The following is a 14,386-nucleotide window of genomic DNA, read 5'->3' on the forward strand; positions in this document are numbered from 1 at the left end:
AAGCTCTTCAGCGCCGATGGTAGTTGGGGGTTTCCCCCTGCAAGAGTAGGACGTCGCCGGGCACACGGTCATTACCAATAGGTAATGGCTTTTTTGTTGCCTAAAAATGAAAACCGAAGGTTTATTCTACGCCGACGCAATGAAATGCGAGGAAGTGAAAGTGGAAGGATCTCGCATATGATATACGCGAGAACTAGACGACCTAAACTGATCAAGAAAACTGTCGCTCATCACCTTCTGTAGTCTCGGCCTTTTTTGCTTATCATTTAGTAGGATTTATTGGGGACAAGCATTTAATTGATTGAATGAAATGGTTTATAAACATTAAGAATAATGATGTCAGGTTTTCTAAGTTACAGACTGAATAAATTGGCAGTATCCTTTATAATAGAAATAAGTAAAGGAAGTGTGATTTGCAATGGAAAGTCCTGAACGTCCGCTTGTTAAGGCGTTACTAAAATTCAAAGAAGCAGATTCGGTTTCATTTCATGTGCCGGGACATAAGGGAGGCATGCTGTCGAGCTTGCCGACTGAACTACGTTCGATGCTCCGTTATGACTTCACGGAGTTAGCGGGGCTTGATGACCTTCACGAACCGGATGGAGTTATAAAAGAAGCGCAACAGAAGCTTTCGTCATTCTACGGTTCGGATCATAGTTTTTTTCTCGTGAATGGTTCGACAGTTGGAAATTTGGCGATGATCTATGCAACATGCGGTGCAGGAGATACCATTATTGTTCAGCGCAATGCACATAAATCGGTGTTCCACGCAATTGAACTGACTGGCGCGAAACCTGTACTTGTTTCAGCAGGATTGGATAGACTTACAAAGACAGCCGGAGTGATGACCGTCGAGCAAATTGGAGAAGCACTGGAAGCGTATCCTAACGCCAAGGCAGTTGTTATAACGCATCCAACTTATTACGGCACGACCGGGACAGATCTGGAAAAGACGATCGGACTTTGTCATACATATGGAGTACCAGTCTTGGTAGACGAAGCCCACGGTGCGCATTTTGTCATAGGTGATCCATTTCCCCGCTCAGCATTGGATATGGGGGCAGATGTGGTTGTGCATTCGGCACATAAAACGTTGCCCGCTATGACAATGGCTTCGTTCCTGCATGTAAGGTCAAATCTTGTTTCCTATGAAAGGGTTGCGCATTATTTACAAATGCTGCAGTCGAGCAGTCCATCGTATATATTAATGGCTTCACTTGATGATGCAAGAGCTTACGTAGAGTCTTATCGTGAGGAAGATAAGGCTTTATTTATGGAAAGGCGCTCAGTATTTATCGAACGGCTAACGATGATTCCGCGGATTCAAACGGTTAGGGTAGATGATCCTTTAAAGCTTATTATACGATTGGAAGGTTACTCGGGATTCGAACTACAAAGGGTGCTGGAAGCGGAAGGGATTTATGCAGAACTTGCGGATCCGTATCAAGTACTATTCGTTTTACCACTGTTGAAAGTGGAGTCGGATTATCCATTTGAGGAGATTAGCCGGAAAATCGAGTCTGCGATTGCACAATTAGATCATGCGGACCGGACATGGAGTTCAATTGAGGTCCCATCTTTAGATGAAGAAACTTCTTGTCTAACGTATACAGCTGGACAACTTACAACAATGGAGACTGAGTGGGTTCCATATGAAGTTGCCGCGGGGCGTGTCGCAGCTGGTTCCATTATTCCTTATCCTCCAGGCATTCCGCTGTTAATTGGTGGGGAGAAGATTAGGGACAAGCATATTCAATCGCTAATGAAGTTGCTTCAAATGGGGGCAAAGTTTCAAGGTTCAATTCGAATGAATGACGAGCAGATAGTTGTCGTAAAGGAAGAGGTCGAGGAATAGTATGGTGCAGAAAGGCGTTTTTATTACATTTGAGGGCCCTGAGGGTGCGGGTAAGACGACGGTTATCGCAGAGTTGTATAAGCGTTTAGTGAGTGAAGGGCATAATATTATTCTTACGCGTGAACCCGGCGGTATTCGCATAGCGGAGAAAATCCGAGATGTAATTCTTGATAATAACCATCTGGAAATGGATGCTAAGACGGAAGCTCTTCTTTATGCTGCTGCAAGAAGGCAACATCTTGCAGAGAAAGTAATGCCCGCACTTCGCGATGGCTACATTGTGTTATGCGATCGCTTTGTCGATAGTTCGTTAGCTTATCAGGGGCACGGGAGAGGACTTGGGATTGACGAGGTTTTATCAATTAATGAGTTTGCAATTGGCGAAACAATGCCGGATTTGACTATTTTCTTCGATATCGACCCAGAGGTGGGATTGGCACGTATTGCAAAGAACGATGAACGTGAACAAAACCGATTGGATAGAGAGAGTCTGGATTTTCACTACAAGGTTTACAATGGCTATCAGGAGATCATCCGCCGTTATCCAAACCGGATAGTAAAAACTGATGCATCTCTTTCTGAATTGGAAGTAACGGAAAATGTTTGGAAAATTATATGCAACCAACTCATGTAATTTGTGAATTCATGATATAATAGTTGGAAAGCGGAAAAGGGGAGATTACTGTGAAATTGATTGTGGCAGTAGTACAGGATCAGGATAGTAACCGATTGTCTGCAGCGTTGACCAAAAATGACTTCCGGGCAACGAAGTTAGCCAGTACGGGAGGTTTTCTTAGGTCAGGAAATACAACGTTTCTTATTGGTACTGATGATAGCCTTATTCCAAAGGCACTTGAACTTATCCGAGAAAATTGCCGTTCACGCGATCAAATGGTAGCGCCTGTGTCACCTATGGGCGGTAATGCCGATTCATATATTCCTTATCCGGTTGAAGTTGAAGTTGGTGGAGCAACAGTATTTGTTCTTCCAATCGAACATTTTCATCATTTTTGATGAACAGAGGTGAATCGATGTGAAAGTAAACGGTGATTACCGGGCTGGCCTTGATAAGATGAGAAATGACCCATTGCAGACACCGCAAAGTGGAGCAAGGTTTGGACAAATGGTCGTCAAACAAGAGCAGCGACTCCATGGAGAGCAGATCACTAGGCTTCTTGGCGATATTTCATCGGCTGGAGATCGGATTGCCCGTTCACGTAATTTACGCGACATGGCTAAGTATAAAATGCTCGTCCGCCGTTTTCTAAAAGAAGCCGTCGAATCGGGTATGGGACTTAAACAGTCACATACATGGAATCGGTTTGGCGAGGGACGACGTTTAAAACTCGTTGAGACGATAGATGTACGGCTGATTGAATTGGCAGAGGACTTGTTGAATGAAGAAAAAACATCTGTCGATCTGTTAGCTAAAATTGGAGAGATCAAAGGACTACTCATTAATCTATACATGTAATCCCGTGTTTTCTGTCCTATAAGAAACACGGGTTTTTTCAAACAAGGGGTGTGGCATGATGTCGGAAGAAGGAAATCAACGGCTTTTTGAAGAGCAGAAAGTTGTTATTGAGCGGCTGAGTTCTTCCTATAAAAACGGACGGATTGGGCATGCATATATATTTGATGGAGAATCGGGAACAGGAAAAGAACAGGCAGCACTTTTTTTTGCCAAACTCCTTCTTTGCAATCAACCCGAAAATTATGTTCCATGTGAAACATGTCATTCTTGTCGGCGCGTCACATCCAGCAATCACCCTAACGTAACTACTATTCGACCAGACGGACAAGATATAAAAAAGGATCAGATGTCTACCCTTATTTATAACATGACAAAAAAGGGATATGAATCAGGAAGAAAGATTTATATTGTTTCAATGGCAGACCGGATGAATGTTGCCGCGGCAAATACCCTTCTTAAGTTTCTAGAAGAACCTGAAGGGGATGTGACAGCGATATTGTTAACGGATTCCTATCAATCTATTTTACCGACAATCCAATCGCGCTGTCAGCGAATTTCGTTTCTTCCACCGTCAAGAGATATGATGATACAGGGACTCGTTAAACAAGGGATTACTTCTTCAATGGCCGCGACAGTGACAATGGTAACGGCCAGTCCAGACGAAGCATTTCGACTGGCAGGTGATGAGCAATTTGCACACATGCGAAAGACAGTGTTAAAATTGGTTGAAGCATCTGATAGACATGTCCATGAAGCTTTATTATTCATTCAGTCGGAGTGGTCACCTTTATTTAAAGAGAAAGAAGAAGCGGAACGTGGGCTCGACCTACTGCTATATGCCTACCGAGATATGGTAGCATTGAAGGCGGGGTTGCAGTCAACACCAGCATTTCCAGATCAGCAGGAACTTATGAAGAACCTTTCGATGAAGATGACATATAGCCGATTGTCTGCCAATATGGAGGCAATTTTACAGGCGAAAAAGCAACTGCGTGGCAATATGAATCGCACGCTTTTAATGGAACAATTGGTGCTTAGCATGCAGGAGGGGTTACTTGTTGTATAAAGTCGTAGGCGTCCGCTTTAAAAAAGCGGGTAAAATATATTATTTCGATCCAGTTGATTTTATACTCGACACGGGAGACTATGTCATTGTTGAGACTGTACGCGGGATTGAATATGGTAAGGTTGCGGGGCAGGTAAGGGAAGTCGAAGAAAATGATGTAGTCCTGCCACTCAAGAAAATTATTCGTCCCGCACAGACGGAGGATCTTCAAAAAGTTGAGGACAACCGTCTTGAGGCTGAAAAAGCTTTCTCAACGGGTGTAGAGAAGATTCAGGAACATAAATTAGAAATGAAGCTGGTTGATGTTGAATATACATTTGATCGCAATAAAATTGTCTTTTACTTCACGGCGGAAGGACGCGTCGATTTCCGAAATCTTGTCAAAGACTTAGCATCGATTTTCCGAACGCGTATTGAGCTAAGGCAAATAGGAGTGCGTGACGAAGCTAAGATGCTTGGCGGTATCGGACCATGTGGCCGAATGCTTTGTTGTTCGACGTTTCTCGGCGATTTTGAACCCGTGTCGATTAAGATGGCAAAAGATCAGAACTTATCGCTGAATCCATCAAAAATCTCAGGTCTTTGTGGCCGTCTTATGTGCTGCTTGAAATATGAGAACGATGAGTATGAAGAAGCGAAGGCGCTAATGCCGGATGTCGGAACGCATGTTAAAACGCCGGAAGGACCTGGTAGAGTAGTAGGTTTGAACCTACTTGAACGTTTACTTCAAGTAAGTTTGACTGATCAAGATCATGTGTTGGAGTATTCGTTGGAAGAATTATTGGAGCAACAAAACAATATAGCTCAATTGACGAAATGATGAGGTGGGATAGTTGAAAGAAAGGAATTTTCTGGACAGGGTAATGGAATTTGAACAACAACTCAGCTCTATGCATAAGCAATTTCACGAATTAATTGGATTTGTCGCGCAGATGACGGAAGAGAACCATTCGCTTCAACTCGAAAACCATCATTTGCGAAAGCGGCTTGAGGAAATGGATGGGCAAGCGCAAGTCGTGAACAAAAAGCAACATCGCAAAAAGCCGAATACCGTAGATATCGGAGAAGGTGTCGATAACTTAGCGAGGCTTTATAACGAAGGTTTCCACGTGTGTAATGTCCATTATGGAGGTACCAGAAAAGGCGAAGACTGTCTGTTCTGCTTATCTTTTTTAAATAAACAAAATGTGTGAAGTGAGCCGATCCTATTGTCATGTAGGCATCGGCTTTTTCTTTTGAGGAGTGTAGGTATGGAAGGAATTTTACGAGATGATGAGCGTCTCGATTATTTGTTAGCAGAAGAATTACGGATTATCCAAAGCCCATCTGTTTTTTCGTTTTCACTTGATGCGGTGCTACTTGCAAAGTTTGCTTATGTACCGATTCGTTCGGGAAAGATTGTCGACTTATGTGCTGGTAATGGTGCAATCCCTTTATTTTTGAGTGCGCGTACAAATGCCGATATTACAGCCGTCGAATTACAGGAACGACTTGCGAATATGGCGGAAAGAAGTATTTGTTATAACGGACTAGAAAATAGGATTCATATGGTCAACGATGATGTCATTGGCATTGCTTCGAAAATAGGGTACGAAAAGTATGATACGGTGACCTGTAATCCGCCTTATTTCCCAGCGGAAGGGGCTAGTGAGAAGAATTTACTTGAACATGTTGCGATTGCTCGACATGAAATTAGGCTTACGCTTGAGCAGGCAGTTCAATCGGCAAGTGAATTGTTGAAACAGGGTGGGAAAGCGGCATTCGTTCATCGTCCTGGACGATTGCTAGACATTGTCACCGCAATGCGCGCGAATCGACTGGAGCCTAAACGGATCCGGTTTGTGTATCCTAAAGAAGGTAAAGAAGCGAATACATTGTTAATCGAAGGGATTAAGGATGGGAAGCCGGATTTGAAAGTATTGCCTCCATTATATGTGTACGGCGCTGATGGTGAATATACGGACGAAGTGAGGCTACTTCTTTATGGAAAACAAGGCTGATCATTTATTTTATGTACTAGAGTGCAAGGATGGCTCTTTCTACGCGGGTTATACAAATGATTTGGATAAGCGTGTACGTGTCCATAATGAAGGCAAAGGTGCGAAATACACTCGTGCAAAAAGACCTGTGCGTTGTATTTATTATGAAAGCTTTGAAACAAAACGGGAAGCGATGCAGGCTGAATATCAATTTAAACAATTAAAAAGAGAAGCAAAAGAGCGGTATATTGCAAAGGAGCAGATGTTAGATGAAGTCGCAAAAGAGCGCTGAACTGGGTGGTGGAAAGCTATTTCTCGTTGGAACACCAATCGGCAACTTAGAGGATATGACATTCCGTGCGATTCGTATCTTGAAAGAGGTCGATACGATTGCAGCAGAAGATACTAGGAATACAATCAGGCTGTGTAACCATTTTGAAATTAAGACACCGCTAATGAGCTACCACGAACATAATATAGAGTTTGGTGGGGAAAAGATTTTAGCACTACTTGAGGAAGGGAAGTCAGTTGCACTTGTAAGTGATGCAGGAATGCCATGTATCTCAGACCCGGGTGCGGATATAGCTGCCAAAGCAATAACTGCAGGATATGATGTCGTCCCCGTACCAGGTGCCAATGCGGCAATTAGCGCGCTAGTTGCTTCGGGATTAGTACCACAACCCTTTTTGTTTGTTGGTTTTGTATCCCGCCAGAAGAAAGAACGGACAAGTCAATTGGATGTTTTAAAGCGCCGGGAAGAGACTGTCATTTTGTATGAGGCACCTCACAGGCTGAAGGAAACCTTGCGTGCGTTAGAAGGAAGTTTTGGTGGGGCACGTCGTGTCACGTTGGCAAGGGAATTGACAAAGCGATTTGAAGAATTTCTTCGGGGTACGCTTGAAGAGGCTGTCTTATGGGCAGAATCAAATGAGATAAGAGGAGAGTTCTGTATTGTCATCGAAGGTAGTGATGGTATCGTTGAAGAACAACAAGATGTATGGTGGAGTAGCATCGGGGTTCGTGATCACGTCGTTGAAGTCATGACTAGGAAAGAACTGCGGTCAAAAGAAGCGATTCGGGAAGTAGCGATAGAGCGTGGCATGAGTAGACGTGATGTGTATAAGGAATATCATGTAGAAGATGAATAATTTTAACCTGTTTCGAGAGAAGTCTTTATTGTTATAAGTGTGGGGTGGAAATTAGCCTACAAAATGTAATATCCAGAACAGTTACTCGTTCTGGATATTATTATTGGAATTTAGTTTTGTAAATTTTCTTCGATTTCTTTAATAAGTTGTTTTGCGCCTTCTGGGCTCAAAATCAATTTTCCGTCGATAAGACGGAGGTTGCTGTCAGACACATCGCCCGTAATTGAGCATGTCATATTCGGCATATATTTCTTCAAGATGATTTTATCTTCATCCACGTAGATTTCCAAGGCGTCTTTCTGAGCAATACCAAGTGTACGGCGTAATTCGATAGGAATCACAACACGTCCAAGTTCATCAACTTTTCTTACAATACCAGTAGATTTCATAGCAAGGATACCCTCCAATTCATTAGTTTTCGTCAAAGTTCGACAAAATTCTCTTGTCTGCTTTTTATCATACCAAGACTTCCAATTATCGTCAATACAACTTACTTAAAACTATAATAAAAATAATAGTTAGTTCTACTAGACAACTAGAAAGTGTACATAAGTACGTTTAAAACGGCTACCGGCAAGGAATATCATTGTATCGGCGTGACGCTTTCGATAGAATAGAAGGTATATTTAATTACACTGGAGGAATATTCGTGGCTGATCAGAAAAACACATTTTATATTACGACACCGATTTATTATCCAAGCGGGAAATTCCATATTGGCACGGCTTATACGACCGTTGCTTCAGATGCTATGGCGCGCTACAAGCGACTACGCGGATACGATGTTCGCTTTTTGACGGGAATGGACGAGCATGGTCAAAAGATACAAGAAAAAGCGGAAGAAGCGGGACTTCCACCGCAGGAATATGTGAATGGTATTGCGGAAATAGCGAAAAAGGTATGGGACATCATGGATATTTCTTATGATGACTTCATCCAGACGACAGAGGAACGTCATAAGACAATTGTTGACAAGATTTTTAAAACGTTCCTCGACAATGGCGACATTTACAAAGGGGAGTACGAAGGATGGTATTGCGTGCCGTGTGAGACGTATTACACGGAAGGGCAACTTGATGACGGCAACTGTCCGGACTGCGGACGGGCTGTTCAAAAAGTGAAGGAAGAATCGTACTTCTTTAATATGAAGAAATACGCAGACCGATTGTTGAAGTTTTACGAGGATAACCCGAAATTTATCGAGCCGGAGTCACGGAAAAACGAGATGATTAATAACTTCATCAAACCGGGCCTTGAAGATTTATCCGTTTCTCGTATGTCATTCGATTGGGGCATAAAAGTACCTGGAGATCCGAAGCACGTCATCTATGTATGGGTCGATGCTTTGACGAACTATATTACGACACTGGGTTATCAGTCTGAAGACGATTCATTGTTCAATAAATATTGGCCGGCGGATGTCCATGTCGTGGGGAAAGATATTGTTCGTTTCCATACGATCTATTGGCCAATTTTCCTAATGGCGCTTGATTTGCCGCTACCGAAAAAAGTGTTTGCACATGGCTTTATAATGATGAAGGATGGCAAAATGTCGAAGTCAAAAGGTAATGTCGTCTATCCTGAAATGCTTGTCGAAAGGTATGGTCTTGATGCGACACGTTATTTCCTTCTTCGTGAGCTACCATTTGGACAAGATGGTGTGTTTTCACCGGAGTCGTTCATTGAACGGACAAATTATGACCTAGCCAATGATTTAGGAAACTTATTGAACCGGACGATTTCAATGATCAATAAATACTTCGATGGCGAAATTCCGACGACAGGGCTTGTTGCGACAGAATTCGATACGAGTTTGACGGATTTCATCACAAAAACGGTGGGCAAGTACGAAGCTTCGATGGAAAACATGCAGTTTAGCACTGTGCTGTCCGATTTGTGGGCGCTTGTATCACGGACGAACAAGTATATAGATGAAACGTCTCCGTGGGTGCTAGCGAAAGAGGAGGCGGATAGAGGCAAGCTTGCATCTGTTATGGCGCATCTGGCATCTTCGCTTCGTCATATCGCGGTGTTGTTGCAGCCATTTATGACGGAATCACCGAAAAAGATTGTGTCACAACTTGGTTTGGACGAGTCGCTGCTCGCTTGGGATACGCTTGGCAACTTCGACGCAATTCCAACAGGTACAAAAGTGATAGACAAAGGTGTACCAATTTTCCCACGCTTGGATTCAGAGATTGAAATCGTTTATATTCGCGATCAGATGGCTATCTCAGCCCCGGCCGAAAATAAGCCTGCCAAGCAAGCTGAAAAGGTAGAGACTGAAGTTGCTGAAGTGGATGAAATCACATTTGAAGAGTTCATGAAAGTTGATTTACGTGTTGCGACAGTAACTGCATGTGAGAAGATTCCCAAAGCAGATAAGTTACTGAAACTACAACTAGATCTAGGCTATGAGCAAAGGCAAGTTGTATCAGGTATTGCGGAACATTACGAACCGCAGGCGTTGATTGGTGAAAAGGTCATTGTCGTTGCGAACTTGAAACCTGTAAAATTACGCGGGGAACTGTCCCAAGGTATGATATTGGCCGGGAAATCGGATGGTATCTTGAAATTAGCAAGCGTGGATCCAGCATTGGAAAACGGCGCGCAAGTGAAGTAAGAAAAGCGTAAGCGCCTGCTCAGCCCCGACAAGCGCTGGCCGACTAAATTCGCCACGTCCTGTGGCAACGTCGGCACTAGTACGTCCTGTACGTCGAAAGGCTTGAAGATAAAGGCTCTCTTTGCCTTTATCAGCAAGTAGGAAGGATGTAATTCCATCCTTCCTCACTGAAGCGACTCGAGGGGCTAGGCGCTGAAAACTAGACAAGTAAGAAAAGCACAAGGCACCTACTTAGCTACGACCGGCGAATGGCCGTGCAGCTGGGCTGAAACTTTGAGGAACAAAGTCCTCTGAGCGTCTGGAGCCTAGACAATAAAAGATGGAGACGGCGTCCCTCATGGAAACGCCGTTTTTCTTTACAAATAAATGTATAGTGAGGCGGAAAATTTATGTTTATCGATACACATGTCCATTTAAATGCAGACCAATATGAAGAAGATATAGCTGAAGTAATTGAGCGTGCTCTCGAGGCTGGCGTAGAAAAGATGGTAGTCGTTGGATTTGACCGCAAGACAATTACGAAGGCAATGGAACTAGCGGAGCAACATTCGTTCATCTATGCGGTCGTTGGCTGGCACCCTGTGGATGCAATCGATTGTACGGAGGAAGACCTAGAATGGATTGAATCACTAGCTGCACACCCGAAAGTCGTTGGTATTGGGGAAACAGGACTTGACTACTATTGGGATAAATCTCCGAAAGATATTCAACAGGAATTGTTTAGAAAACAGATTCGACTGGCGCAGAAAGTGGGACTTCCTGTTATTATTCACAATCGGGATGCGACAGCGGATGTGGTTCGTATTTTAAGGGAAGAAGAAGCTGAAAAAACGGGAGGCATTATGCACTGTTTTGGCGGGAGTGTAGAAACAGCTAAAGAGTGTATCGATTTGAATTTCATGATTTCACTCGGAGGGCCTGTTACGTTTAAAAATGCTAAGACGCCAAAAGAAGTTGCAACCGACATTTCGCTCGATTATTTATTGATAGAAACAGATGCACCATATTTGGCGCCGCACCCCTATCGAGGCAAGCGGAATGAGCCTGCTTGGGTGACGCTAGTTGCTGAAGAAATCGCACGGTTGAAGGGTTTACCCGTAGACGAAGTAGCCCAAAGAACAACTGCGAATGCGTTAAAAGTATTTAATATTGGATGAATAAAATGGCAATAAGTCTTCCATACTTTTCATGTGGGAGGCTTCTTGGTTGCCTTATCCGGTAAGTTCGGGTGGGTTGACACGCGTGAAAGTAACCTTTATAATCAGCCGAGTGATAAAGGAGGAGTTTTTTTCATGTCAAAATGGTTCATGGAAAACCTGTTCTTTCAGTCATTGAGGAGTAAACAAATAGCTGTAACCGTCGTATCACTTACGCTATTTGTTGCTATTACAACACTTGTCCTTTATGAAGGGACACAAAAATCGGTCACGTTACAGGTGAACGGTGAAGAACAAGAAATTAAGACGCACGCACATACAGTTGGTACACTTCTTTCTGATCAAGATATAGAAGTTACCGAGCATGATTTAGTAACACCCTCAGTGAATACATCTATCGAAGACGGACTATCGATTAGGTGGGAACAGTCGAAACAAGTTGCAATTCAGGTCGATCAGGAGAGTACATCTGTTTGGACAACGGGTAGTACGGTAGCAGATGCATTGGCGGAAGCCGACATTGTAGTTACCGAAAACGATAACGTAAGTCCTGGCCTACAGGAGCGGCTTGCAAAAGACAACAAAATTACCGTCCAAAAAGCGTTCGAAATAACGTTGAGTGACGGGGGAGCACAGAAGAAGGTCTGGTCTACTTCGACTACGGTCGCTGACTTTTTAAAGAGAGAGAACATTCAACTGAATGCAGATGACCGACTAAATGGAAAGGCAGATGGATATCTGAAGCCTGGTTCTGTGGTAGAGGTCGTACGAGTGGAAAAGGTCACCGATGTAGTGGAAGAACCAGCGAACTTTGCAGTTGAAACACGTAGCGATCCATCTTTGCTAAAAGGGCGAGAAAAAGTTGTCCAAGAAGGAAAGAAAGGCACGGTTTCACGGGAGTTCGAAATTGTTAAAGAAAACGGCAAAGAGGTTTCTCGTAAGGTATTAGTAGAAAAAGTTATTGCAGAACCACAAAAGAAAATTGTTGCGGTTGGTTCAAAATTGATGGTTGCGAGTGCATCATCGAAAAAGTCTGGTGTGGGCGTATCCCGTAGTAATTCCAATGCCCCTTCAGGCGGTAAGGAATTTTATGTGACGGCTACGGCATATACAGCGTATTGTAATGGTTGTTCGGGCGTTACAAAGACGGGTATCAATTTGCGTTCAAACCCGGATTTGAAGGTTATTGCGGTTGATCCAAGTGTTATTCCACTCGGCTCTAAAGTATGGGTGGAAGGGTACGGTTATGCAGTCGCTGGAGACACGGGTGGTGCAATCAAGGGAATGAAGATTGATCTTCATGTTCCCACGAAGAACGAGGCCTATAAATTTGGACGACGCCAAGTAAAAATGAAAATCATCGATTGACGTAGAAATCCGTAGGACTGCAATTGGTCCTACGGATTATTTCGTTATGGCTTGCTTCTCCTAAAGCAAGCCATGCCTCCGGCGGATGTCACAAATTTTGAAGGGAGTTAATTGCGCAAGCGCAATTCAAAATTTGGACGCAATTACGCCTTGGCATAATTGATACAACTTCTGCCTTCAGTGGATATCCTGTTCCTTTCTGTACAATGGTCTTTATGCAATGTAGAATTGGAGAAAGAATAGAACGGGAAAGAGGATTTTTGTGAACATAAAAGAGATTATTGTTGTTGAAGGAAAATCTGACACGGTCGCAGTAAAACGTGCAACAGGTGCTGATACCATCGAAACGAATGGTTCTGCCATTGACGATAAAACACTTGTCCGTATTCAGCATGCCCAGGAAACGCGTGGCGTGATTGTTTTTACTGACCCCGACTTTCCAGGTAGAAGAATTCGTGCAATCATCGAAGAGCGTGTCCCAGGCGTCAAGCATGCTTTTCTCAAAAAGGCATTGACGATTGCAAAGAATGGGCAAGGGCTTGGTATTGAGCACGCACAAGACGAGGATATAAGAAAAGCCATTAGCTCGGTTTATACCGTAGATGATCAGCCAGTTGTGGATATTCCACTTGCTGACTTGATAACGGCTAGGCTAGTCGGTCATCCAGATGCCAAGAGGCGGCGCGAACAATTGAGTGAACTGCTACAAATTGGTCAAGTGAATGGCAAGGGTTTGAAAAAGCGACTTGAGATGTTCCGTATTAGCCATGAAAAATTTGCGGAAGTATTAAAAGTTCTCGACAAGGAGGAAAATTAATGAATAAAGATATCGCGACTCCGGTTAGGACGAAAGAAATTCTTAACAAGTATGATTTTGCATTTAAAAAAAGCTTAGGTCAGAACTTCTTAATCGATCCAAATATTTTACGTAATATCGTGTCTCACGCAGAGTTAACAGAGAAAACGGGTGTTATCGAAATTGGACCGGGCATCGGGGCACTGACCGAACATATTGCTAGAAGTGCAGGTAAAGTGGTGGCTTTTGAAATCGATGGCCGTCTGTTACCTGTATTGGAAGATACATTATCGCCTTATGACAACGTTACAGTTGTTCATCAAGATATATTGGATGCTGATCTCGCGCAAGTCGTCACGGAGCACTTTGCGGACTATGACGATGTCGTTGTGGTAGCGAATTTGCCTTACTATGTTACGACGCCGATCATCATGAAGTTCCTGCTCGGCAAAGTTCCGATTTCAGGTATGGTTATCATGATGCAGAAAGAAGTGGCGGACCGTATTACGGCTCTTCCTGGAACGAAAGCGTATGGCTCACTTTCTATCGCTATTCAGTACTATATGGATGCGGAAGTGGCGATGATTGTACCGAAAACTGTATTCATGCCGCAGCCTAATGTTGAATCGGCCGTACTCCATTTGACAAGGAAAGAAACAGCCCCAGCACACGTAATTGACGAGGACTTTTTGTTTGCTGTATCAAGAGGGTCATTTGTTCAGCGCAGGAAGACAATTTTGAATAACTTGCAGTCGTCACTACCGGAAGGCAAAGCAAAAAAACAGCAAATATTAGATGCTTTTGAGAAAATCGGCATGGACCCTAGTAGGCGCGGAGAAACATTGACGATTGAAGAATTTGCGAGTCTGTCAAATGCTTTGTATGAGGATTTTTTCGTGGCAAAGAAAAAATAATGCATA

At 43.4% G+C, this 14,386-nt stretch carries 16 protein-coding genes; 15 read left to right on the forward strand and 1 reads right to left on the reverse strand.

Features of this window, described 5'->3' with window-relative positions; translation table 11 throughout:
* The first annotated feature begins 418 nt into the window (after positions 1-418).
* From ACIQ0H_RS20740 to rsmI, 10 genes are read left to right on the forward strand one after another with little or no spacing between them, the layout of a single operon-like run.
* A complete protein-coding gene (locus tag ACIQ0H_RS20740) occupies positions 419-1,855 on the forward strand; it encodes an aminotransferase class I/II-fold pyridoxal phosphate-dependent enzyme (protein ID WP_403419074.1) in 1,437 nt (478 codons plus the stop codon).
* A 1-nt stretch (position 1,856) separates the two neighbouring features.
* A complete protein-coding gene (gene tmk, locus ACIQ0H_RS20745) occupies positions 1,857-2,489 on the forward strand; it encodes a dTMP kinase (protein ID WP_403419076.1) in 633 nt (210 codons plus the stop codon).
* A 50-nt stretch (positions 2,490-2,539) separates the two neighbouring features.
* The gene (locus tag ACIQ0H_RS20750) at positions 2,540-2,869 is read left to right on the forward strand and encodes a cyclic-di-AMP receptor (RefSeq protein ID WP_203248937.1); all 330 of its coding nucleotides are present in this window, start codon (positions 2,540-2,542) and stop codon (positions 2,867-2,869) included.
* Between the two features lie 19 nt (positions 2,870-2,888).
* The gene (locus ACIQ0H_RS20755) at positions 2,889-3,329 is read left to right on the forward strand and encodes a YaaR family protein (protein WP_403419078.1); all 441 of its coding nucleotides are present in this window, start codon (positions 2,889-2,891) and stop codon (positions 3,327-3,329) included.
* A gap of 58 nt (positions 3,330-3,387) precedes the next feature.
* Positions 3,388-4,395, forward strand: coding sequence for a DNA polymerase III subunit delta' (gene holB / locus ACIQ0H_RS20760; RefSeq protein WP_403419080.1), 1,008 nt, complete (start codon positions 3,388-3,390; stop codon positions 4,393-4,395).
* Positions 4,388-5,215, forward strand: coding sequence for a PSP1 domain-containing protein (locus ACIQ0H_RS20765; protein ID WP_403419082.1), 828 nt, complete (start codon positions 4,388-4,390; stop codon positions 5,213-5,215). The genes holB and ACIQ0H_RS20765 overlap by 8 nt, the downstream gene beginning before the upstream one ends.
* Positions 5,216-5,228: 13 nt before the next feature.
* The gene (gene yabA / locus ACIQ0H_RS20770; RefSeq protein WP_403419084.1) at positions 5,229-5,588 is read left to right on the forward strand and encodes a DNA replication initiation control protein YabA; all 360 of its coding nucleotides are present in this window, start codon (positions 5,229-5,231) and stop codon (positions 5,586-5,588) included.
* A 57-nt stretch (positions 5,589-5,645) separates the two neighbouring features.
* Positions 5,646-6,395, forward strand: a complete 750-nt coding sequence (locus ACIQ0H_RS20775; protein ID WP_403419086.1) for a tRNA1(Val) (adenine(37)-N6)-methyltransferase — start codon at positions 5,646-5,648, stop codon at positions 6,393-6,395.
* Positions 6,379-6,666 carry a GIY-YIG nuclease family protein gene (locus tag ACIQ0H_RS20780; RefSeq protein WP_403419088.1) on the forward strand — a complete coding sequence of 96 codons (288 nt, stop codon included), beginning with the start codon at positions 6,379-6,381 and terminating at the stop codon, positions 6,664-6,666. Before ACIQ0H_RS20775 ends, ACIQ0H_RS20780 begins: the two co-directional genes overlap by 17 nt.
* Positions 6,644-7,522, forward strand: coding sequence for a 16S rRNA (cytidine(1402)-2'-O)-methyltransferase (rsmI, locus tag ACIQ0H_RS20785; RefSeq protein ID WP_403419090.1), 879 nt, complete (start codon positions 6,644-6,646; stop codon positions 7,520-7,522). The genes ACIQ0H_RS20780 and rsmI overlap by 23 nt, the downstream gene beginning before the upstream one ends.
* 110 nt (positions 7,523-7,632) lie before the next feature.
* Here the strand turns inward: rsmI and ACIQ0H_RS20790 are convergent, their stop codons facing one another.
* Positions 7,633-7,911 (reverse strand): transition state genes transcriptional regulator AbrB, encoded by a 279-nt coding sequence (locus ACIQ0H_RS20790; protein ID WP_403419180.1) that lies wholly within the window; start codon positions 7,909-7,911, stop codon positions 7,633-7,635.
* A 260-nt stretch (positions 7,912-8,171) separates the two neighbouring features.
* On the opposite strand from ACIQ0H_RS20790, the gene metG reads away from it, so the two are divergent.
* From metG to rsmA, 5 genes are all read left to right on the forward strand, one after another.
* Complete coding sequence (gene metG / locus ACIQ0H_RS20795; RefSeq protein ID WP_403419092.1) at positions 8,172-10,145, forward strand: methionine--tRNA ligase; 1,974 nt, start codon at positions 8,172-8,174, stop codon at positions 10,143-10,145.
* A 389-nt stretch (positions 10,146-10,534) separates the two neighbouring features.
* A complete protein-coding gene (locus ACIQ0H_RS20800; protein ID WP_403419094.1) occupies positions 10,535-11,302 on the forward strand; it encodes a TatD family hydrolase in 768 nt (255 codons plus the stop codon).
* A 135-nt stretch (positions 11,303-11,437) separates the two neighbouring features.
* Positions 11,438-12,670: a resuscitation-promoting factor gene (locus ACIQ0H_RS20805; RefSeq protein WP_403419096.1), complete on the forward strand. Its 1,233-nt coding sequence runs from the start codon at positions 11,438-11,440 to the stop codon at positions 12,668-12,670.
* 262 nt (positions 12,671-12,932) lie between these two features.
* A complete protein-coding gene (gene rnmV / locus ACIQ0H_RS20810) occupies positions 12,933-13,487 on the forward strand; it encodes a ribonuclease M5 (RefSeq protein ID WP_403419097.1) in 555 nt (184 codons plus the stop codon).
* Positions 13,487-14,380, forward strand: a complete 894-nt coding sequence (gene rsmA, locus ACIQ0H_RS20815) for a 16S rRNA (adenine(1518)-N(6)/adenine(1519)-N(6))-dimethyltransferase RsmA (protein WP_403419099.1) — start codon at positions 13,487-13,489, stop codon at positions 14,378-14,380. Before rnmV ends, rsmA begins: the two co-directional genes overlap by 1 nt.
* Positions 14,381-14,386 lie beyond the last annotated feature (6 nt).

This window comes from Sporosarcina sp. NPDC096371 (assembly GCF_044762865.1).
GTDB lineage: Bacteria > Bacillota > Bacilli > Bacillales_A > Planococcaceae > Sporosarcina.

What these genes read in the sequence shown, in the direction of transcription:
- ACIQ0H_RS20740 (WP_403419074.1), top strand. Translation starts at nt 419, where the DNA reads ATGGAAAGTCCTGAACGTCCGCTTGTTAAGGCGTTACTAAAATTCAAA.
- tmk (WP_403419076.1), top strand. Translation starts at nt 1,857, where the DNA reads ATGGTGCAGAAAGGCGTTTTTATTACATTTGAGGGCCCTGAGGGTGCG.
- holB (WP_403419080.1), top strand. Translation starts at nt 3,388, where the DNA reads ATGTCGGAAGAAGGAAATCAACGGCTTTTTGAAGAGCAGAAAGTTGTT.
- ACIQ0H_RS20775 (WP_403419086.1), top strand. Translation starts at nt 5,646, where the DNA reads ATGGAAGGAATTTTACGAGATGATGAGCGTCTCGATTATTTGTTAGCA.
- ACIQ0H_RS20780 (WP_403419088.1), top strand. Translation starts at nt 6,379, where the DNA reads ATGGAAAACAAGGCTGATCATTTATTTTATGTACTAGAGTGCAAGGAT.
- rsmI (WP_403419090.1), top strand. Translation starts at nt 6,644, where the DNA reads ATGAAGTCGCAAAAGAGCGCTGAACTGGGTGGTGGAAAGCTATTTCTC.
- ACIQ0H_RS20790 (WP_403419180.1), bottom strand. Translation starts at nt 7,911, where the DNA reads ATGAAATCTACTGGTATTGTAAGAAAAGTTGATGAACTTGGACGTGTT.
- ACIQ0H_RS20800 (WP_403419094.1), top strand. Translation starts at nt 10,535, where the DNA reads ATGTTTATCGATACACATGTCCATTTAAATGCAGACCAATATGAAGAA.
- ACIQ0H_RS20805 (WP_403419096.1), top strand. Translation starts at nt 11,438, where the DNA reads ATGTCAAAATGGTTCATGGAAAACCTGTTCTTTCAGTCATTGAGGAGT.
- rsmA (WP_403419099.1), top strand. Translation starts at nt 13,487, where the DNA reads ATGAATAAAGATATCGCGACTCCGGTTAGGACGAAAGAAATTCTTAAC.